11 protein-coding genes are annotated in these 21,284 nt (G+C 49.5%); all 11 read left to right on the forward strand.

Annotated features, from left to right (window positions below; all coding sequences use genetic code 11):
• Window positions 1-174 precede the first annotated feature (174 nt).
• Window positions 175-1,893, forward strand: a complete 1,719-nt coding sequence (locus tag V5T57_RS19190) for a fatty acyl-AMP ligase (RefSeq protein ID WP_332892879.1) — start codon at window positions 175-177, stop codon at window positions 1,891-1,893.
• Window positions 1,890-9,713 carry a thioester reductase domain-containing protein gene (locus V5T57_RS19195; protein WP_332892880.1) on the forward strand — a complete coding sequence of 2,608 codons (7,824 nt, stop codon included), beginning with the start codon at window positions 1,890-1,892 and terminating at the stop codon, window positions 9,711-9,713. The genes V5T57_RS19190 and V5T57_RS19195 overlap by 4 nt, the downstream gene beginning before the upstream one ends.
• Before the next feature lie 67 nt (window positions 9,714-9,780).
• A complete protein-coding gene (locus V5T57_RS19200; protein WP_332892881.1) occupies window positions 9,781-11,304 on the forward strand; it encodes a B12-binding domain-containing radical SAM protein in 1,524 nt (507 codons plus the stop codon).
• Window positions 11,305-11,356: 52 nt separating this feature from the next.
• A complete protein-coding gene (locus tag V5T57_RS19205) occupies window positions 11,357-12,475 on the forward strand; it encodes a hypothetical protein (protein ID WP_332892882.1) in 1,119 nt (372 codons plus the stop codon).
• A gap of 62 nt (window positions 12,476-12,537) precedes the next feature.
• Window positions 12,538-13,275, forward strand: coding sequence for a TylF/MycF/NovP-related O-methyltransferase (locus tag V5T57_RS19210; protein ID WP_332892883.1), 738 nt, complete (start codon window positions 12,538-12,540; stop codon window positions 13,273-13,275).
• A gap of 109 nt (window positions 13,276-13,384) precedes the next feature.
• The gene (locus V5T57_RS19215) at window positions 13,385-16,543 is read left to right on the forward strand and encodes an efflux RND transporter permease subunit (protein WP_332892884.1); all 3,159 of its coding nucleotides are present in this window, start codon (window positions 13,385-13,387) and stop codon (window positions 16,541-16,543) included.
• Window positions 16,540-17,577: an efflux RND transporter periplasmic adaptor subunit gene (locus tag V5T57_RS19220; protein ID WP_332892885.1), complete on the forward strand. Its 1,038-nt coding sequence runs from the start codon at window positions 16,540-16,542 to the stop codon at window positions 17,575-17,577. The genes V5T57_RS19215 and V5T57_RS19220 overlap by 4 nt, the downstream gene beginning before the upstream one ends.
• A gap of 16 nt (window positions 17,578-17,593) precedes the next feature.
• A complete protein-coding gene (locus V5T57_RS19225) occupies window positions 17,594-18,388 on the forward strand; it encodes a 4'-phosphopantetheinyl transferase family protein (protein ID WP_332892886.1) in 795 nt (264 codons plus the stop codon).
• Between the two features lie 64 nt (window positions 18,389-18,452).
• Complete coding sequence (locus V5T57_RS19230) at window positions 18,453-18,716, forward strand: acyl carrier protein (RefSeq protein WP_332892887.1); 264 nt, start codon at window positions 18,453-18,455, stop codon at window positions 18,714-18,716.
• Window positions 18,717-18,926: 210 nt separating this feature from the next.
• The gene (locus V5T57_RS19235; RefSeq protein ID WP_332892888.1) at window positions 18,927-19,658 is read left to right on the forward strand and encodes a YwaF family protein; all 732 of its coding nucleotides are present in this window, start codon (window positions 18,927-18,929) and stop codon (window positions 19,656-19,658) included.
• A complete protein-coding gene (locus V5T57_RS19240; RefSeq protein WP_332892889.1) occupies window positions 19,655-20,803 on the forward strand; it encodes a cyclic nucleotide-binding domain-containing protein in 1,149 nt (382 codons plus the stop codon). Before V5T57_RS19235 ends, V5T57_RS19240 begins: the two co-directional genes overlap by 4 nt.
• Window positions 20,804-21,284 lie beyond the last annotated feature (481 nt).

The raw sequence follows: 21,284 nt of genomic DNA on the forward strand, positions 1-21,284 counted from the left end.
AAAGCGCAACAAATGGCTGATAGACTAAAAAATGGATAGGCCATTCAGTCGGTTCACGGTATTATAATGCCCCTCTAGGTCATGTATTGCAGATTAAGCATTCATCCCCATTCATCATGAACAGCTTTTTAGCCAGACCTATTAATACGATGAATTCAGGACTGATATTTTTCCATGAACGCTAATGACGCTTCACCAGAATATACCAACTTTATAGAAATATTATGCCAGCGAGCCGAGAAAACCCCGGATCAGGTAGCCTATCTGTTTTTAGGTGATGGTGAGAATGTTACCCACCGCTTAAACTATGCAGAGATTGACCAGCAGGCCCGTGCTATTGCCCGTTTGTTGTTGGCCCAGGGATCTCCGGGTGATCGGGTACTTTTGGCTTATGGCTTTGGTTTAGATTTTATCCCCGCCTTTTTTGGTTCGCTCTATGCTGGAATGATCGCTGTACCTCTACCCGAACCCCGCGCTACCTTAGAGCGGTGGCTTGGTATCCAGCAAGCCTGTCAGGCCTCTTTGGCGTTGGGTAGTGGCAGCTTTATTAAACAGTTACGTGAAAAATATCCGGCAGACAGCCCTCTACGGCAGCTCACTTGGTTGGCTACGGATCAACCGTTGGAAGAGGGGATAGGGCTTGATCCCTCTAAGGATATTGATGGCAATTCCCCGGCCTTTTTGCAATATACCTCAGGCTCTACAGGTGCGCCCAAAGGGGTGGTGGTTAGTCATGATAATATGATCGATAATGCCCGTACTATGCAGGCGGCTTTTAATGATATTGATGAGGAAAAAGGGTTCTCCTGGTTACCTTTTTATCACGATATGGGCCTGACGGGGGGGATGTTGCAGCCCATGTTTTTGGGGGTGCCCATGATGTTTATGTCGCCCCTTCATTTTTTACAGCGACCCAGGCGCTGGTTGCAGGCAATTTCTCGCTATCGCATTACCTCCTGCGGGGCACCGGATTTTGCTTATAAACTCTGTACCCAAAAAATTCGCCCTGAACAGATGGAATCATGGGATCTAAGCTGTTGGCAGCAAGCCATGGTGGGGGCAGAGCCGGTGCAGGCGGAGACCTTAGCACAATTTTCGGACCATTTTGGACCGTGTGGTTTTAATGAAAATGCTTTTTTCCCTGGCTTTGGTATGGCTGAAGCGACCCTGTTTATGGCGGGGCGGGATAAACAGTACCCGGTGACCACCTGCCGGGTAGATGCGCAAGCCTTAACCCGGCATGAGGTGGTGCCGTTGGCGGCCGATACATCTGATCAAACCTACCGGTTTGTGAGTAACGGTATTACCTATGGTTCTCACCGTTTATTAATTGTGGATCCAAAGACCCACACATTGTGTACTCCAGATCAAGTGGGTGAACTTTGGTTTCAGGGCGGGAACAAAGCGCTGGGCTATTGGAATGATCCCCTACAGACTGAAAAAACTTTCCAAGCTTATCTGGCGGATGGAACGGGTCCTTTTTTACGAACCGGTGATTTAGGCTTTCGTGTGGATGGCGAGCTCTATATTACTGGGCGTTTAAAGGATGTCATTATTATCCGAGGTTGCAACTACTACCCACAGGATCTTGAGTTGGCTGTTGAACAGTCTGACCCTGCCTTGCGTCCGGCGGGTGGTGTCGCTTTTTCTGTCACTACAGAGGGGGCTGAGCAACTGGTTATTTTACAAGAAATTGAACGTACCGCTCTGCGCAAAGCTGACCCCAAAGTATTGATGCGGACGATTCAATCGGCCCTATCTACGACCTTTGGACTGAGTGCCGCCCATATTGTCTTACTCAAACCCGGTAGTGTGCTGCGTACATCCAGTGGCAAAGTGCGTCGCCGGGACTGTCGAGAGGCTTTTTTAGCGGGTGATATGGTCTCCCTATGAGTGATCCAAACGCCTGCCCAGCGTATGAACCTATTGCGATCATTGGGATGGCCGGCCGGCTACCCCAGGCAGATACCCTTACGCAGTTTTGGCAGAATCTACATGCTCAAACATCACCGTTTGAGCAGATACCTAAAGTACGTTGGCGTTGGCAGGATTTTGTTGGTGAGCCTGAGGAGGAGGCGGAGTCTACCCGTGTTAAACATGGGGGATTTATGACCGATGTGGACCGGTTTGATGCTGCTCTGTTTGGGGTCTCCCCCAAGGAGGCTGCCTATATGGATCCTCAACAGCGGCTTTTTTTGCAAACCGCATGGGCGGCTTTTGAGGATGCAGGGTATCATCTGGATAATCTTGGTGGACGTCAGGTTGCCGTTTTTGCAGGGGTAAGTACCCAAGATTACCGTGAACTGCTGGCCCAAAGTGGGGTGGAAAAAAATGCTTTTTTGGCCACGGGTATGGCGGGCGCCATGTTGGCCAACCGGGTCTCTTATTTTTTTAACCTCCAGGGCCCCAGTGATATCTCTGATACGGCCTGTTCCAGTGCTTTGACTGCATTGCACCGAGGGGTGCAGGCGATCCAACAGGGTGGCTGTGAAATGGCATTGGTAGGGGGCGTGAATGTGATGTTAACGCCTGCTGCAACCATTGCCTTGGATCATGCAGGCATGCTTAGCCACAAAGGTACAATGTGTGCGTTTGATGAACAGGCCGATGGCTATGTGCGTAGTGAAGGGGTTGGTGCGGTACTTCTTAAACCCCTTAAGCAAGCCCAGGCGGATAGAGACCCTATTCAAGCTGTGATTCGGGGCAGTGCCGTGAACCATAGTGGACGTGCTTTCTCCTTGGTCGCCCCAGATCTTAAAGGGCAGGCACGAGCTGTGGTTGAGGCCTACAAGGCGGCAGGTTTGTCGGCATCAGGAACTGGCTATATTGAAGCCCATGGGGTTGGATCCTCCATGGGGGATAATGTGGAGTTCCGGGCCCTAAAGCGGGCATTCACCCAGGTTGGTATGCCACAAGATCCCTGTAAAATCAGTTCCGTTAAAAATGATGTAGGGCATCTAGAGGCAGCATCGGGCATGGCGGCTCTGTTTAAGGTGATTTTTGCCTTACGCGAGGGGATAAAACCGGGTTTAACCCGCTTTAAAAGCTTAAACCCCTTAATTAAGCCCCAAGGTACCCCCTTCTATTGGCACCCCCAGCATGAACCTTGGCCGGTAACGAATGGACCCCGCCGGGCATCCTTACACACCTTTGGTTTCAGTGGGGTAAATGCCCATCTTATTGTTGAACAGGCACCCGCGCTTGAGCCTGGTGATGATGATACCCTCCACACCCCTTATCCCTTTATCTTTTCAGCAAAAGATGATGAACGCTTACAGGCTGTAGCAGAACAGTTTGTAGCATGGTTGTATCAATACGCCATACCTGGACAACAAAGGCCCATAGATATCGCTTACACCTTGCAGTGTGGGCGTGTAGCCATGCAAAGCCGTCTGGTGATCTGTGCCAATAACCTGGAGCAGTTAGCCCGTGGGTTGGAACGCTGGTTAGCTGGTGAGGGGACAGAAGAGCCGCACGGTGTTTTGGCCCCGCAGGCGAAGGCGTGGTTGCAGGGTGAAAAAGTGGTGTGGGAAAAACAGAGCCAAGCTGGTCGGGCGTGTCGTCTCTCCTCTCTGCCAAGTTATCCCTTTGCCCGTACACGTTGCTGGCTGCCTGAGCCTTATTCTAAGGTAAAATCCTTCGCTAACCTGCAGGGACAAACAGAGTCTATCGACCTGGATGCGTCATCTATACACCACAACGATGGAGATAAGGGGTGGCAAGCTTGGTTAATAGGCCAACTGCAGACACTTTTTGATTATGAGCCAGAGGCCATTGATTTTCAGCGTAGTTTTAAAGAGCTTGGGTTGGACTCTTTAAGCTTAGCCATGCTGGGAAATCGGCTTAATCAAGCGTTAGGGGTGCGGTTGTCGTTTGAAACCCTGGCACAGTATGACACGCCAGCCAAGCTGGTGACCTACCTGCAAGAGCAGGGGGATGCGCAACGCCGTGCGTTAGACACAGCCCCTCCTAAGGCACCGCTGAGTCATAACTATCCGTTAAGTGCTGAGCAGCAACGCTATTGGCGTAACCATCAGCTCTGTATGCCGGGTGAAGAGAAGAGTTTGGCCGTTTCAGCCGCTCTGCAGATTCAACGTCCGTTAAACATTGAACTTGTGCGCTATGCGCTGGATACGCTTATTCGCCATCAACCTGTACTCAATACACGGTTTGTGGCGGAGCAGGATGAAATTAGGCAGTCTATCCGGGATCCCCAGCCCTATTCACTGACGGTGTGGCAAGCACAAGAGGGTGAGGCTACTCAGCGTTGTCAGAGGGAGTGGGCGGATCTGAGTTGGAATATTCAGCAAGGGCCCTTGTGGCATTTGGGTGTGATTCAGCAGCCAGAGTCCACCGTGTTAATGCTGAGCATGCATCATATTATGGGGGACCTGCGTTCATTACAGCTCTTTTTTGATCAGTTGTCCCACTGTTATTTGGCTTGGGAAACAGGGCAGGGAGAGCCTTTGCCACACCTCTCCCACCATTATGGTGATTATGCTTGGTTTGAAGCGAAGCAGGATGGTGTTGCACATAGTTCTACCCCCCAAACTGCCTTTGAGCCACCAGAGCGCCAAGAGCTGGAACTTCCCCTTAAACCTGATGGACGGCGTCTTTTAAAAAATCCGGCGGCTCAGATCATCCATTCCTTACCTGAATCGCTACAGCTTGAACTACAAAAATTCTGCCGTAGCCAAGGGCAAACCCTTTTTACGCTCTATTTAAGTACGTTGTATCTATTGCTGCGCGGGCAATATGGCCAACAACGTATGAATATTGGCCTGCCTTTGCATAACCGCCAGCACAGGGAGTGGGAAGAGCTTATCGGCTGTTTTGCTAAGGTATCGTTGGTGACGTTGCGTAGTGATGAAACCAGTTCGGTACGCACGCTGTTGGCACAGAGTAGAGATGCCGTAGCCGCTTTGTTGTCAGCAGAGCCGCCCAACCTCTCAGAGTTAGCCGCCCGGTCCCCCAGCCATCCGCTGGTGCAGGTTATTCTTAACCATGTCAAGTTACCGGAGCAGGCACTGTTTGGTGCCCCTATTGACTCTGTACCTGTAGGGCGCAGTTTTCTGGATTTTGATCTCGCACTGACCTTGGTGGAGCGTCCGGGGCAGATGCAACTCAACATGGAGTATGCTGAGAATCTCTTTACCGCACACGCGATAGAGAAACTCTGCACACAGTTTGAACAACTATTGCGTGCCGTTATCAGCCAGCCTGAGGCTTTGGTCTCAGAGATTTTGGGGCAGGTGGGGTTGGTGCCTCAGCGTGTGGTTGTGGCGGCAACGTTTACGGCAGATCTGTTACACCCCCCATTGCGATACTGGATGCGGGCTCTGGATATGCCTCTAGACCTTCGCTGGGCGGGTTTTAACCAGATTTTTCAGAGTTTGTTGGATCCAGCAAGCACCATGCGCCACAACCACCATGGGGTCAATGTACTGCTGGTACGTTTGACCGACTGGCAAGAGGCAGGGGTTGAGGCCACTCTTACAGAGCTGATCCAGGCTTTGCACACCGCACGGGCTGCTACGGGTTCCACAGAGTATGTGTTGATGCTCTGCCCGGATCCCGCCTGTACGCAAAGCGCTGTGCAGGACCAGGCTGTTGGGGCATTGGCAACGGCGTTTAAGGATGATCCTCTGGTTACTTGGTTATCGGCGGATGCTTTGCAAGCCCGTTATCCCATGACCGATATTCATCATCCGACGCTGGATGGCTTAGGTGCCATTCCCTACAAGCCAGCCTATTTTAATCTGTTAGCCACAGCCATTGCCCGTTTTTGTTACCGTCGGCAAAGGCCGGCGGCTAAGGTTTGGGTGGTGGATGCCGACCAAACCCTGTGGCGTGGTGTGGTGGGGGAGGATGGGCCAGCGGGGCTAGAGGTGAGTGCAGCTCGGCATCTTTTTCATGAAAAACTATTGGCATTACGGGCCAGTGGGGTACTGCTTTGCCTCTGTAGTAAAAACAGTGCTGAGGATATTGAGGCCGTTTTTACTCAGCGGCCAGAGTTCCCCCTTGCACGTCAACATTTTGTGGGGATGAAGGTCAACTGGGCACCCAAGGCACAAAACATTCAAGCTCTGGCTAAGGAGCTGGATCTGGGTCTGGATAGTTTTGTATTTGTGGATGACAACCCGCTGGAGTTGGCTGATGTTGCGGCCCATTGTCCTGAGGTATTAGGGCTGCGTATACCCAGTGATGAAGCAGATATTCTGCGCTTTGTTCACCATCTATGGTTGTTGGATCCGCCACCGGTGACCACAGAGGATCGCATACGCAGTGACTTTTACCAACAGAGTGTTGCCCGGGGCAGTTGGCAGAATGAAGCCCCCAGCTATGCTGAGTTTCTTGAGGGGTTAGCGCTTGAGATGGCGTTTCAGCCGCTCTGTTCGGCTCAGGTGCCACGGGTCAGTCAGCTTAGCCAGCGTACCAACCAGTTTAACAGTGCTGGTAAACGCTACAGTGAACAGGCCTTACATGGGTTAATTGGGCTTGAAAGCAGCCATGTTGAGACCGTTACCCTTCAAGATCGCTTTGGCCACTATGGTTTGGTGGGGGCAATCGTTGTAAAGGTTGAACAAAAGTGTGCCATGGTTGAGTCACTCTATTTAAGTTGCCGTGCCTTGGGGCGTGGGGTAGAGCATGGGCTGCTGGCCAAGGCAGGTCTGTTTGCGCAGCAACAAGGGGTTGCACAGGTTGAGATTATCTACCACCCCACCGTACGGAACGAGCCGGTAGCACGTTTTCTGACACGTCTAAAGGGTGTGACTGAACTCGACAGCCCCCTGCGTTTTTCGGCAGACTATCTGGCTGCATTAAGCTTTGATCCCCAAGCCCACGCGACCACTATCTCCCCCGCAACGACCCCCAAGCACAAAGCGGTATCGTCGGTTAGGGCAGGGGGCTATCCGCCACCTTCTTACGTGCATAAGCAGTGGGAGCTTTGGCTCTCTACGGCAGATATGCAGACCTTTAGCCACCGAATAGAACAGGCTCAGCGTCGTCAACTGCCAACCGGGGATGGCGCCTATTGTGCCCCAGACACCACCACGGAAAAGAGGCTGGCCGCGATCTTTGCTGACATTTGGGCGGGTAGTCGTATTAGCATCCACACCCCCTTCTATGATTTGGGGGGGAGCTCTCTCGAGCTGGTACAGGTATTGGCCCAAATTCGAGAGCAGTTTGATGTGCCGATGCCCTTACAGGTGGTTATGGAAAACAGCAGCATACAACGCTGCGCCGGGCAAATAGACTACTACCAGCAGCACGGGGTTTTTCATACCCAAACCCCACAGCAAACCTCAATCTACACCACCATGGCTAAGGATGCCCGCCTGCCCCAGGATATAACCTGTTCACTGAGCAAAGCGACTCTTCCCAAGTCTTCTGCAAAGGGGGTTTTGTTAACAGGTGCTACGGGGTTTTTAGGGGCTTACCTGTTGCGTAGCCTGCTGGATGCTGGTGAAACACACATTGCCTGTCTGGTTCGGGCAGATCATCCTACAGCAGCCTTAGCGCGACTACAGGAGAATATGCAGCGCTATAATCTTTGGCAAGAAGAGGATAAAGAGCATCTGCAACTGCTGTGTGGAGATTTTTCCCAACCACGGTTCGGGCTGGAAGCATCACGCTATAACAGGCTAAGTGAACAGGTTGGGGTGATCTATCATAATGGTGCTATGGTGGATTTTTCACGGCCCTATAGAGCGCTGCAGGCGGCTAATGTTGAGGGCACCTTGGCTTGCCTGCGCTTTGCGTGTCATGGATCGTTAAAGTCACTTCATTATATCTCCACCGCATCCGTTTTTGATTCGGACTATTATTCCATCCAAGAACAGGTTTCTGAATCCCCCTTACCGGAGGCCTCTTTGGAGGTCTTTGGTGGCTATGCCCAGAGTAAATGGGTCGCTGAGCGTCTGGTTAGCGCTGCGGTTGAAGCTGGGCTGCCAGCAATGATCTACCGTCCCAATGGTATTGGCCCGGCACAGGATATCAACCGTACCGGCTTTAACCTGTCTGATGCTTTTAGCCAAATATTGCTGGCTAGCCTGAACATGGGGCGTTTTTTTGATCTCTCCTTGAATGTAGATTTTGCCCCGGTTGATTATGTGGCTCAGGCGGTGGTTGCCCTAAGTCACCGTGATCAGAAGCAGGCTAAGATCTATGCGCTGGTTAACCCTAACCCCACAACACTACCCCAAATGTTGACCCAGTTAAGGGGGTTGGGTGAGGCGGTTGAACAGCTCTCCTATGCCGCCTGGTTACAGGCCGTTGAAACCTACGCCGCACAGATTAATGATCAGCGTTTAATGGCACTTCTCCCTTTGATGAAAGAGCCTTTAAACCGACAAGGTGAATCCTGGTTGCAGATGAGTCTACGTCGCCCTCGTTTGGATTGTCGCCAGACCCTGGATGATCTGGAGGGGAGTGGGGTGGTCTGCCCGGTGATGGATGACCCTTTTGTCATGAAGCTGCTATTACTGAGTTTTGTGACCCTTAGCTACCGGGAGCATGTTGGGCAGATCTTGCGCTATGTGGCGGTACCAAAGAAGGTCGTAACTACAGACAACCCCGCCCCTAAACCAATTCTGCTGCTGACTTGGTCATTAGGGGAGGGGCATAACACCACAACCCAAGCCATCGCGGCCGAGTTAGAGGCTGAAGGCAGAGCTTATGTACCGATTGATTTAGCAGAGAAAATATCATTTGTCAGTCGGCTAGAAGGTTTTTGGCGGTATCTCTCCCGACACAACCTGGATCTGTTGCGCCGCTATGTTAAACTGACTCAGGCTAATCAACAGCATGATCTACTCTGGTTCCGTAAAATTTTTCAACACGTGGCACAAGATCTCATTTTAGCTTACCACCCCTCTATGGTGATCTCCTTTTGCCCACTGGGTTCTCAGTTACTGGATTACCTAAAGGCCGAGGCCCCCTCTCTAAAGACCCTTACCTGTGTGACCGACTGGTTTGGTGGCAGTTTTAAAGAGTGGGGAGATGAGGGGGCTGATTGGATCTATACGCCTTCCATGGAGGCAACGGAATATCTGCTTCAGCAGTGTGCTACACCGGAACGGTTGGCCCCAAAAATCTATACAGGATCTCTAATCATGCGGCAGGGGTTCGAGGGGGGTGGTGGATTATCAGCCAAAGCTGCGGCACGCCAGCGTTTGAACATTGGGCACAAGAAAAAAGTGGTGATCGTTAATGCTTATGGCAGCACAGGCCCGCTGACATGGCTGCCTGATCTGCCCACCGATGACCCCGACTTGCATGTTCTGGTGCTTTGTTACCGCAACACTCAGATCTTGGCCCACCTTGAACCTATGAAAGCCCAATTTAGTGGTCTGCTAGAGGGGCGCTTGTGGCTGGATAATCTCAGTGATTGGCTCTTGGCTGCCGATGTTCTGTTTACCAAACCCGGTCCAGGTATCTGTGCCGAGGCCGTCATGAGTGGTACCTTGCTCTGGTTGAATATCAGTGAAGGTATTATGCCCCAGGAACAGAGTGTTTATGAGGCGTTGTGCCAGCGTCGCTGGGCCTTTTCCGTCCCCAGCCAAGAGGCTTTTACTCAAGCTGTCACAGCTTGGGTGGATCAAAGCCCCCTTTATCAACAGCATATGGCGGCACTACAAACGGCTGATCTAAACAATGGTCGGCAGGCCTTTTATGAGCAGGTTAAAAGCATGATGCCATCGCTGGAGTAATCAGGCGCAGGCACACCTTCTAAAGTACAAAAAATTTCAAATGGTTGCTAAGTAAACGAGTTGCACTATGAATGTTGGAATTCTGGAAGTCATGAACCTACCCATTCAGCACTGGATGGATCGGGTCTACCACACCACCACCACCAAACAGATGTCCAGTGTCATGCCCCAGTCCATCGCTGTTTGGTGCCGTCAACTGGGGCACCAAACCTACTACAAGACCTACTATGGGGTGGGCAAGATAGAAAATGCTTTTCCAGATGATCTGGATATTATTTTTATCTCCAGTTCCACCATTAACAGCCCTGTCTGTTACGCCTTGGCCAAACAGTTTCGTAAGGCTGGTGTGCGAACCGTTTTTGGTGGACCCCATGCACGGGCTTTCCCAGTCGACTGTCTGAGATTTTTTGATGTGGTGGTGGATAACTGTGATCAGGCACTGATTACAGACATTCTTAAGGGGGGGGATGCGGTCAGTGGGTATATCTCCAGTAAAGAGGAGCTAAATGACATTCCAACCATTGAACAGAGAATGCCAGAGATTTTAACTTCGGCACACTTTTTTGATCGATGGAAGAGTTTTGTCACGGTCATTCCAACCATATCCAGTATGGGCTGCCCCTACACCTGTAGTTTTTGTACCGATTGGGATCGGCCCTACCGCCTGTTGCCCCTGGAACGTCTTAAAACCGATTTGACTTTTCTGTCCAAAAACTTAAAAGGCTCGGTTCTGGCATTTTGGGAGCCTAATTTTGCTGTAAAATTTGAACGTATTTTTGAAGTGTTGGAGTCAATACCTAAGGAAGATCGAGTTCCCTATATGATGGAGTGCTCTCAGAGCATTCTGACGCCTGAGCGCATACAACGTATGGATGAGACCAACTGTCGATTTTTTCTGATAGGGGTAGAGTCGTGGGGGAGCTATTTCAGTAAAAGCGGGCTTGGTAAAAAGAGCAATGCTCAGGAGCGCTTTAACCACACGGTAGAGATCTTTAACCAGTTTAAAGGTAAAGATCTGGTCATGCAGGCGAGCTTAATTTTTGGGTTGGATAGTGATGAGGGGGAGCTGCCTGTGACCTTGGCTAAAGCGTTTATCCAGCAGGCACCCCATGCTTGGCCCACGGTGAATATTCCCTCACCCTACGGGGGGACACCGCTGTTTGATGAACTGCAACATGAAGGGCGGTTGCTTAATGACTTGCCCTTTAACTTCTATCAAACCCCCTACCTGTCGATGGTTCTTAAACATTATACCCCTCTTGAGTTTTATGAAAAAATGCTTGAGATATCGGCACTGATTAGTTCTGACAAGATCTTAAAGAAACGTATGGCATTGGCGCCTAACTGGAAACATAAATATATCTATAAACTACGAACCCTCGGTGAAAAGGTCTTTAAGGGGTTCTATCAAGAGATGGTGAATCGTTTACGTACAGATGCCGCTTTACGTGCTTTCCATGAAGGCCGTTCAGCGTGTTTGCCGGATTTCTATCAACAGGCATTTGAAGAAAAACTGGGACGTTTTGCGCCCCTGCTGACGGAAGATGAGCGGCGTCCCAACTTAGAACAGATGAAGTCCACCATTATATAGGCAGGTGACGGTTTTATGTGCTTCTATGTTCGTTGGTGAAGGTTGAATTAAAGTGTTGAAAAAAATAAATATTGTGGCTACAGCAGCATTGCCGTGGCGTACAGGTACGGCTATTTTAGCCTTTTTTCGGGCGTTTCATCTGGCACAAAGGGGGTTGGATGTTACCCTCTATATCCCTTGGATTGGTCAGGGTGAGCAGGCTCTGTTGTTTGGGGATGATCAGGTGTTTGATACGCCGCAGGGTCAAGAGAGCTACCTGCGAGAACAGTTGCCCGATCCTCATTGTCGTCATTTGCAGCTGGTTTTCTACCCCGCACGCTATTTTGCGGCTTTGGGCTCTATCCTTCCCTCAGCTCCTATTGCCCCTCAGTTACGCAGCTGTGATTGGTTGATACTGGAAGAGCCTGAACACCTTAATTGGAAACATCCCTGGAACGACTATCGGCCCAGGGCCAAGCGGATAACCGGTATCGTATTGACAAATTATGATTTTTTTATCCGTCAGGCCCTACCCGCTATCAGTATGGTTCCTTGGTTGATAAACCGTTATAACCGCTGGTTAATGCAGCGTTATTGTGATGATCTTTTGCTGTTAGGAGCGGGCGTTCCGGCCATACCAAAGGGGTTGAATTTTATTTCCAGCGGGGTATCGGCCTCATTTTTTGAGCACCAGCAGGTCGGGCAGGGACGTCAGGGTCTCTATTTCATAGGTAAGATCATTTGGGAAAAAGGATTTCGAGAGCTGGTTGATCTGCTCTGTGGTTCTAACATTGATCAGATGGATCTCTATGGACTTGGCAAAGATAGGGATGCCATAGAAACCTATGCCAAAAGTAAGCACATTACTTTTTGTTTTAAGGGTAGCACCCTCAAGCCTGCTGAGGATCTGGCTCCTTATAGGCTGTTTATTAATACCTCCCGAAGTGAGTGTTACTGCTCAACCACGGCAGAGGCTTTGGCCCATGGTAAGTTTGTCATCATTCCTGATTGTGCAAGTAATGCATCTTTTCGCCCATTTAAGAATGCGCTTCTCTATACTTCTGCCGAAGATTTTCAGGCTAAGTTACGCTATGCCATGACAGAACAACCCCAAGAAGATGATCAACTGGTAAGTCTAAGCTGGCAAGCTGCGACGGATCGATTGCTGGCGTATTATGCGCAATGCACTTAAACACGCCGGTGCTTTACATTTAAAATTCCATACTAAGTGTGGCTATTAAAAAAGGTTGTGGCATGGAGTTTAAAGAGTTTGTACGACGGGCCAGCAATGTGCCTTTTCAACTATCCCGTGGGAGAAATTTTTTCTGGGCATGTTGGCGTAGCATTGCCCAAAATGAATTTTCCCATTTTTATCGAAAAGTGCATGGTTACACCTATTGCTGCAATACCCGTTTAAAAGCGTTGTATGATGCTGTGCATGAGATTGAAGTACAGAAAATTAAAGGGGATGTGGTTGAGTGTGGTACAGCCCGAGGTGGCAGTGCAGCCCTGCTGGGGTTGACCCTGAAAACAGTGGGATCAGAGCGCTCGTTGTGGCTTTTTGACTCCTATGAAGGTATCCCTGCACCAACACAAAACGATCCCGATCTGGAGATAGCTCAGCACTACACGGGGGATTTCCAAGGGGAGCTTGGCCAGGTAAAGGCACTTTTTTCACGGTTGGAGATTGGCGAACGTACCGAGTTTGTTAAAGGTCTGTTCGATGAGACCTTGCCGACCGCAAAGGTTGAGCAGATTGCTCTGCTTCATGTTGATGGGGATTGGTACGACAGTATTATGATCACGCTGGAATCTCTCTATGACCGTGTCAGTATAGGGGGGATTATCCAGTTTGATGATTATGGTTACTGGGAAGGGACGAGTAAAGCTGTACATGACTTTATGGACAAGTATGGTTTGGATGACCCTTTGGTGGTGGTGGACTATGAAGGGCGTCAGTGGGTCAAAACCAGGGAAAGAGAGGTAGGGTAGGGTTTACAACCTGGGCAAATACCTCACTTTATGTAAGAATATCGGCGCCGATTGAGGCTCCATTTATGGCCTATCTAAAGAGCTGGGCCGCATGAATAGAAATCAAATCATGAATCAGTCACAACCCGATCAAGAGCATGGCCTATTACATCGTTTTGTGACGCTTCTTGTAGAAAACCAGCATTTTACCCTCATGATTGGGCTGGTTGTCGTGGTGTTTGGGGTGCTCTCCTTTTTTAATGTTCGGGTAGCTCAGGACCCTGAGGTAGATATTCCCATCCTTGAGGCTCATTTTATCTTGGCGGGGGCCTCGCCGTCGGAGATCCAACAAAATGTTGTACAACCCATTGAAAAAACATTCCGATCTCTGACCGATATAAGAAAAATCACCACCCATATCTCCTACAATCGTGCCAAGGTCAACCTGGAGTTTAAGTTTGGGGTAGATCTGAGTGAGCGTCGGCAGGAGGTCGATTCGCTGATCAGTAACATCCGCACCACGTTACCGAGCAAGCTTGAATATTTTTTACAAAAAGTACGGTTCTCCGATCTACTGGTGCCATTTTTGGTGGGGGTCTCCTCGGATACAGAATCTCAAGATGAATTGACGCATTGGTCCCGTCAGGTTGCCAAGCAGCTTCGCCATATTGCAGATCTCAACCACGTTAAAGTGATCCAAGCGGAACAGAATATTGTTATCGCGGTAGATCCGGTAAAAATGCGTAATCTGGGGGTAACAACGGAAGATGTGCGAGCTGCGGTACGTGCCGATAATGCCTACCAGCCCAGTGGTGAACTGCGTATTTCTGAGAAGTCCTACCGGTTTATGGGGCCTGCCCGCAGCTATCAAAACGTCGAGGACTTTTACAAAACTCATGTGGTGACTGCATCGGGGCAGGTGGTGTCATTGGGGGATTTTGCGGTTATTAGCAAACAGCCGAAAAATCAGGATTTTCGGGCTAAAACCGATGCTGCATTAACGGTGTTTGTGCGGGCTGGGGCAAACCCGGATAGCAACATGTTGGTGCTGAAAAATCAGGTAGAGTCGGTACTCAAGCAGGTGCAATCTACCCTGCCACCCTCCATTGATGTCGCATTGATTTTTGATCAGAGTCAGGAGGTTGGTCGTACCATCTCCAATTTATTGGGGAATATTCTTCAAGGTACGGTAATTTTAATTGGCGTTTTGCTCTTTGCGGTTGGCATTCGCTCGACCCTGATTATTGGATCTGTGGTACCCCTTTCCCTATTGGCGGCATTGATGCTGCTCTCCTTCACCCCCTACGGTATTCAACAGGTCAGCATTGCAGGGTTTATCATTGCTTTGGGGTTGATTGTTGATAACGGTATTGTGGTGACCGAAAATGCTTATATTCTCACGACCTACCATGGCTATAGCGATAAAAATGCTGCCATTGCTGGGACCAGTTCGGCCATCTCACCGCTGTTTTCTTCAACCCTGACCACTATGTTGGCCTTCTCGCCAGTTTTTTTGTTGGACTCTTACGTCAGTGTTTACCTACGCAGCTTGTCGGTGACGATCTGGCTTTGCCTCTTTGCCTCTCTATTTGTGGCCGTAACCATCACCACCCTTATGTTAGGGACTCTGGGTACACGCAGCACACTGCTGGGTATACCTAGCCCACCCAGTTTTTTGAATATGCTGATCCCATTTCGGGATCGTGTCTATCGTAGCCTCATTCGCTTTGCCCTGGGGTGGCGTTGGTTGGTGCTACCCCTATTTATGGGGCTGCTGTTCTATTCACTGCAGTTGAGTACCACCTTACCGTTTAAGTTGTTTCCGCACTCTGGTGATCCCTATCTTTCCATCAACATCACCATGTCTCCTGGTAGTACAGTGGATGATCGTGAGGCGTTGGCACAACAAATTGAGCAGAGACTGGATCGGTTTGAAGAGATTGAATCCTTTGCCGCTATGTTGGGGGCTCAATTTCCTTGGGTAAGTTTAGGGTTGGATGCTGCTGGTGATAGTGTCTACTTGGTCAAAACTTCGCTGCATGAGGAGGGGGCTTTAATTGATCTAAAGGATCGATTGCGGGCTTCCTTTGCGGATCTTAGTCTGTTTGGAAAAATTAACCTTTCCCTCTTTGATGTCGCCAGTGCAGGTAAGAAGAAATCTACGTTTACCTTGGAAATACATGGGGATAACTATGAGGAGCTGGCGGAATATGGGCGACGAATAGACCCCATTATCAAAAGCCATTCAGATGTCACGTTTATGGTTAATCCGGCCAAACCCCTGCATGAGATGTTGCAAACCCTCTTTTTGGAGAAACAGGCTTGGTCCCTGGGCATTGGTAAGCCCGATGTGGAAGCGCTTTCAACCATGCTCACCTATGGTTGGGAGATTGATCGTTTTCGGACGGTCAATAATGATGAATACCCCATTGTACTCAAAGTAGAGGCCCCTAAAGAGGATCCTTGGCGTGTCTTGGATGGGTTGGAGTTGATCAATAAAAAAGGGGATGCTGTTCCGGCTAATGAGGTTTTGGCACTGCGCTTTGCACAGAGCCAAGGGGATATTCGACACCTGAATACACACCCAATTGTTGAGATCGATATCTGGTTAAAAGAGGGTGCGGATGCGGCTGCTTTTTCCAAGGATTTGTTGAAACATGTGGTGCAAAAAGCGCCTCCTTCGAAGGGGATTACCCCTCAGTTAGGGGGGGCGTTAAAAGAGAGCCAGGAGGACTTCCAGGGTTTAGGACAAAAAATTGGCTTAGTGGTGGCCTTGATCTTCTCTGTCTTTGTGTTTCTATTTCGCTCTTTCTCTCTGCCCTTTGTGGTGTTGTCTGCCATACCGTTCTGTATTATGGGGTCGTTGTTTGCGCTGTTTTATAGTGGAGAAAGTTTATCCTTTATCGCTGCCCTGGGGATGACCAGTTTAATGGGGATTGTGGTTAATGACTCTATTTTGTTGGTGGAAGAGAGCAGCCGAATAAGAAGGCATCAGCCCAGTATGCCACTGGCCCAGGTGGCCGAAGAGGGGGCTTGTAAACGTTTTATGCCCGTATTGCTGACCTCGGTAACCACCATTGCGGGTATGATTCCCCTGGCCATGGGCACCAGCATGTTTAAATCCATGGCCATTGTTATTATTGGCGGACTGATGAGTTCAACCTTCCTGATTCTCTTTTTAGTGCCGGTGCTCTTTGTCATGTTTTCTCGCACGACCGCTGTTCCTGAAGGTGTGGAACCTCTTTCAGCTACCGGTATGGATCGTGGCACAGAGGATAAATCTAAATGAAGCCTTTTTTGAATCATATACTCTGTTCTGTAGCTCTCCTGCTGGGTCTGTTTTGGCACGGCTCCGTTTATGGGGCAGACGCGTTCCCGGTAGAGTTACGTGCACTTAGTCTGGGTGGTCATAAAACCCAGGTACAGGTTTTTGGTCGGTTAGAAGTAACCCCACAGAAGCTCTATTTTTTAACCGATGGTTTGATGCTTAAACCCAAGGTTAAGAGTGGCCAAAAGGTAAAAAAATACAGTCTGTTGGCTAGTCTGGATGCCTTTTTCATCAAAAAGGAGATTGAACGGCACCGGCTGGAGGTTGAATTTAATCGTAAAGAACTCAGCCGTATGCAGGCGCTCTCTAGCCATAAGGTTGCCTCTAAAAAGCGCTTTGATACGGCAAAGGTTCAACTCTCACGAGCTGAAAATGCGCTGGAGCAAGCCCAGGAACGGTTAAAGCGCCATAGCTTGCGCGCACCGGCGGCAGGGCGTGTTTTGTATCGCCATGTGGACCATGCTCAGCCGGTTACCACCACGACCCCCATTTTGGACTTTAAGGCTGATCATGAACCTTGGCTGGTTACCTTGCGGGTTCCGGCGCATCAGATGTCTAAAGTGGATGTCAAAGCTCCGGTTAAACTGCATTTTCCAGCCCATCCTCATGAGCGCTTCACCGGCAAAGTGTACCAGGGGGCTATGAGTCAGCCGTTGGGTGACGGACATTTTGACCTGAAAGTGAGCATACTGGAGAAAAGCGCATTTTTTCGCTCTGGGCTACAGGTACAAGCTCAGTTAGATCTACGGGCTGTGAAAGAGCAGGGGATCTATCCCATACCTCTTGCAGCGCTGGCGGCGATTCATGGGGGGCAGGGTGATCTGTTTGTATTAAAACAAGATCAACGGCAAGTGACCAAAATTCGAGTTGCCTTCCATCGGGTAGAGACGACCGTTGCTCAGGTATTTACCGACCTTTCCAGCTACAGCCACTACGTCTATAGAGGGCAGCACCAACTCCGTGATGGTGTGCTGATAAGAACGGTTAAACCCTAGTACCAGGGACTTTCTCATGGGTGAGGTAGAGGTAGACCTCTATTGGGTTGCAGGACAGGCCAATATAGAGGCGCTTGCTAGGCAGGATGAAGTACTGGATGCTACGGAGCAGGACCGGATTATGCGGTATGTACGCGTCAGTGATAAGAGGCTGTTCCGAGCGGCCCATGTGCTCCTACGCCGCTCACTGTCGCGTCATGCTAACATAAGCCCCGAGCAGTGGAGGTTTATCTCGAACCGAGATGGTCGTCCTGAAATTGACCACCATATCCACACAGAGATTCAACCACTCCGCTTTAACCTCTCCCATACTGGCCATTTTGCCTGTTGTGGTATTACCCGTGAGGTGGCTGTGGGGGTCGATGTGGAACAGGATCGGCGCATTCCCCGTGTAGAAATGTTGGCCAAGCGGTTTTTTGCCCCCGCTGAGGCAGCCGTGGTTGCTGGTTTAGACCCGGCCTTACAGGTGGCCAGTTTTCTCAAATTTTGGACCTTGAAAGAGGCTGCACTGAAAGCAACGGGGGGTGGTCTAAGGGGAGGGCTGGATCTTTTTTCCTTTCAGATTAAGGGTCAAACGCTCGTAACCACCATTTCAGCACAGAGTGAGATGACACAGGCCCAGCGAGAGGCTTGGCGTTTTGTCTTGTTGCAGGTGGGGCAGGCCCCCTGGACCCTAGCGGTGGCTGTAGCTTCAGCTCAAAAGGTGCTGCTTCGCATCCATCCGTGCTGTCCCCATGGTCCCATTAGCACCCCCTCTTTGCTGGCATCAAGTCCTGATGTGACGGTTCAGCTCCGACCGAACCTTGGTTAGGTCGGTTGCGAGTGCTTCTTGTCCATGGCCACAAGCTATTCACCTTAATAATCGTGAGAAATCAATGACTCAACAGACCTCTACCCCCAATGCCGACCAGATACAACGCTGGATCAGTGACTATCTTGAGGGTACCCTGCACATTGCCCCCGATGATATTGAACCACAAAGACCTTTTACAGAATATGGTTTGGACTCTGCATCTGTGGTGATTTTAACAGGTGATCTTGAAGAGTGGTTGGGGCGGGATCTAGATCCAAGCCTGTTGCAGACATATGCCACGTTGGAGGCCCTGACAAACTATTTGGCCACAGGTGAAGGTTCCTAAGTTTGTATGCTGTGGTTGGGCTAAAGTAGGGGAGGGTCATTCCTTATGCTTACGATCAGTATGAGCTCTATTGTTTTGTAAATATGGTAACCATTTGGTAGGATGCCTTGCGCATCAGAGGCTTGTTTAATCCTTGTTTTTTTCTGTTGGTTACACGTCAAAAAGGCTTGTGGTAAAAGTGGCATTTATACCTTTAAATGATCCTATACGATGAGTGCTTTCTTTTCGGTGGATTATCATGGTCCGGCGTTCCAGCTATTTGGCTGGGCACACCTGACCATGTTGGGGGTTATCTCTTTAATCCTGGTGGGTTTGATATCCTGGGGAGGGAACATTCCCTCACACCTGCGGATCTATGTGCGTTATGGTTTTGCTGCATTACTGATAGCCAATGAGCTGTTCTGGCATGTTTGGGTGTGGGGGGCTGGCCAGTGGAAGGTACAAACCATGTTACCTCTCCACTTTTGTAGTGTTGCCGTTATTCTTAGTGTTTTCATGCTACTTACAAAAAGCCAGCGGCTCTATGAGCTGGTCTATTTTATTGGTATCAGTGGGGCCATCTTAGCTTTATTGACGCCAGCTATGGGTCGTTACGGCGCCCAACATGCACTTTTTTATCAGTTTTTTATCTCCCATGGCATGATCATCGTGGCTGCAGTCTATATGAGTGTGGTCGAGTGTTTTCGTCCAACGTGGCGCGCATTAATCCGGGTGTCTGTTGTGGGTATTCTCTACATGCTGTTGGTCAGCAGAGTTAACCTTCTGTTGGATAGTAACTATCTCTTTATCGCGCAAAAGCCAGAGGAAGCGACCACTCTGGATATTCTCCCCCCTTGGCCTTGGAATATACCGTTTATGGTCCTGGGGATGCTGTTGATGATGCTTTTTCTTTACTATCTCATCTCCAAAAAACGAGATCGAGTTGATGGATCGATTCTATGACAACACCCGATACCACCTTTTTTAGCCATTACTCCCTGTTCCGTGATGTTAAAGAGGAAGATCTGGCCAAGCTTATCCCGCTTATGCCCTGCCAAACCTACAAGAGTGGTGAGATTGTTTTTGCGGAGGGTAGTGATGGACGCGAGCTCTATTTAATAGAGTCGGGCAGTGTTGAGGTGTTGAAAAACTCGGGTTCCAAAGCGCATGTGATTGCGGAACTCCCCCAAGGTTCGCACTTTGGTGAGCTCTCTTTTCTTGATGGTTCGCCACGTTCCACAGCAATTAGGGCCAAAACAGATCTTAAACTCTACACCCTAAGAAAACGCTTTCTGGATGATGATGTTTGCACCAAGAGCATGATCCAGACCCTCTATAGAAATTTATCACTCACCGGTACGGCCAGGTTAAGAAGTACGGATATCGCCTATTCTGAGATCCTGGAAAAAGAGTTGGTGTTGCACCAAGAAAAAGAGTACATCAACCGTTTTCTGATAACGGTTATCGCCTCTTATTCCAGTGTGCTGGTGCTGTTTAGTATGTTACAGGGCATCTTCAAGGATGTGGATGTTTATAGCACCACATTTACGTGGCTTTTTGTGGTGTTAATTGTATTGCCTGTGCTCTATTTTACCACCCGCTCGGGAGAGCCTTGGGCCTCTTTTGGGGTGACGCTGACCAACTGGAAGCGTTCGGTAATAGAGGGGCTTTTGATCAGTTTTGGGGTCATGTTTGTTGGGCTAAATGTGCTCTACTTGGCAGCCTACCTGGGCCTGATGCCAAAAACCACCACCACTATGTCAGGAATTGTGCATCATATCTTTATTGGGCACCCTGTCACACTTTTCTATTTTGTCCACAGTTATGCCCAGGAGTTTCTTGCTCGTGGGGTTTTTCAAAACACCATGCAACGGGTGTTTGGTGAAAAGAAGAGCTGGAAAGCCATCATTTTGTCTTCTTTCATCTTTGGGGTGGCCCACATCCCTTATGGGGCTGCTATGGTTGGTATGACGGTGTTCTCTGGTATCTTTTTTGGCTATATTTTTAAACGACATAACAATCTTCTTGGGGTCTCCTTGGTGCACTGGCTTTTAGGTACTTTTACCTTCTTACTCTCTTCGCTACCTTTTGCAGAGAAGTTGAACTAGGGTACGTGTTTCAACATAGGGGATGTCTCTCCTTCAACCTGTAACATTTCCTTGATCCTGCCTAACCATCAACCGCATACCAGGTTAAAAAAATAAGGGTGCTGAGTGGGTGTAAGAGCAGTGGCTGCTGGTGAACGCCAGGGCAGCACCTGATGGTGTTTAAGGTTCTTATGGGGGGTGGGGGCTGAACTCGGGTGTAACCCCTCTCTCATGCTGAAGGGAGATGGGTTGTTTCGCAACGCATGGTGTTATGCAGGGCTGTCATTTGGTCAATAACATAGGGCTGTTTTACAGATAAAAGTAGGCATCCTCAGCTTGCTTTGCGAAGCACATGGTCTACCCAACAGAGAAAAAGCCGATGACCAATGGTCACCGGCTTTTTCTCTGTTTAGGGGGGCACATCCCAAGAACCAACCAGACGCAAAAAAATGCGCATGGTCTGCCTTTATGGATGGATACAGTAAGGTATGTTGTTTGGTTT

Origin of the sequence: Magnetococcus sp. PR-3, from assembly GCF_036689865.1 — a bacterium.
In the GTDB taxonomy this organism is placed as follows: Bacteria; Pseudomonadota; Magnetococcia; order Magnetococcales; family Magnetococcaceae; genus Magnetococcus.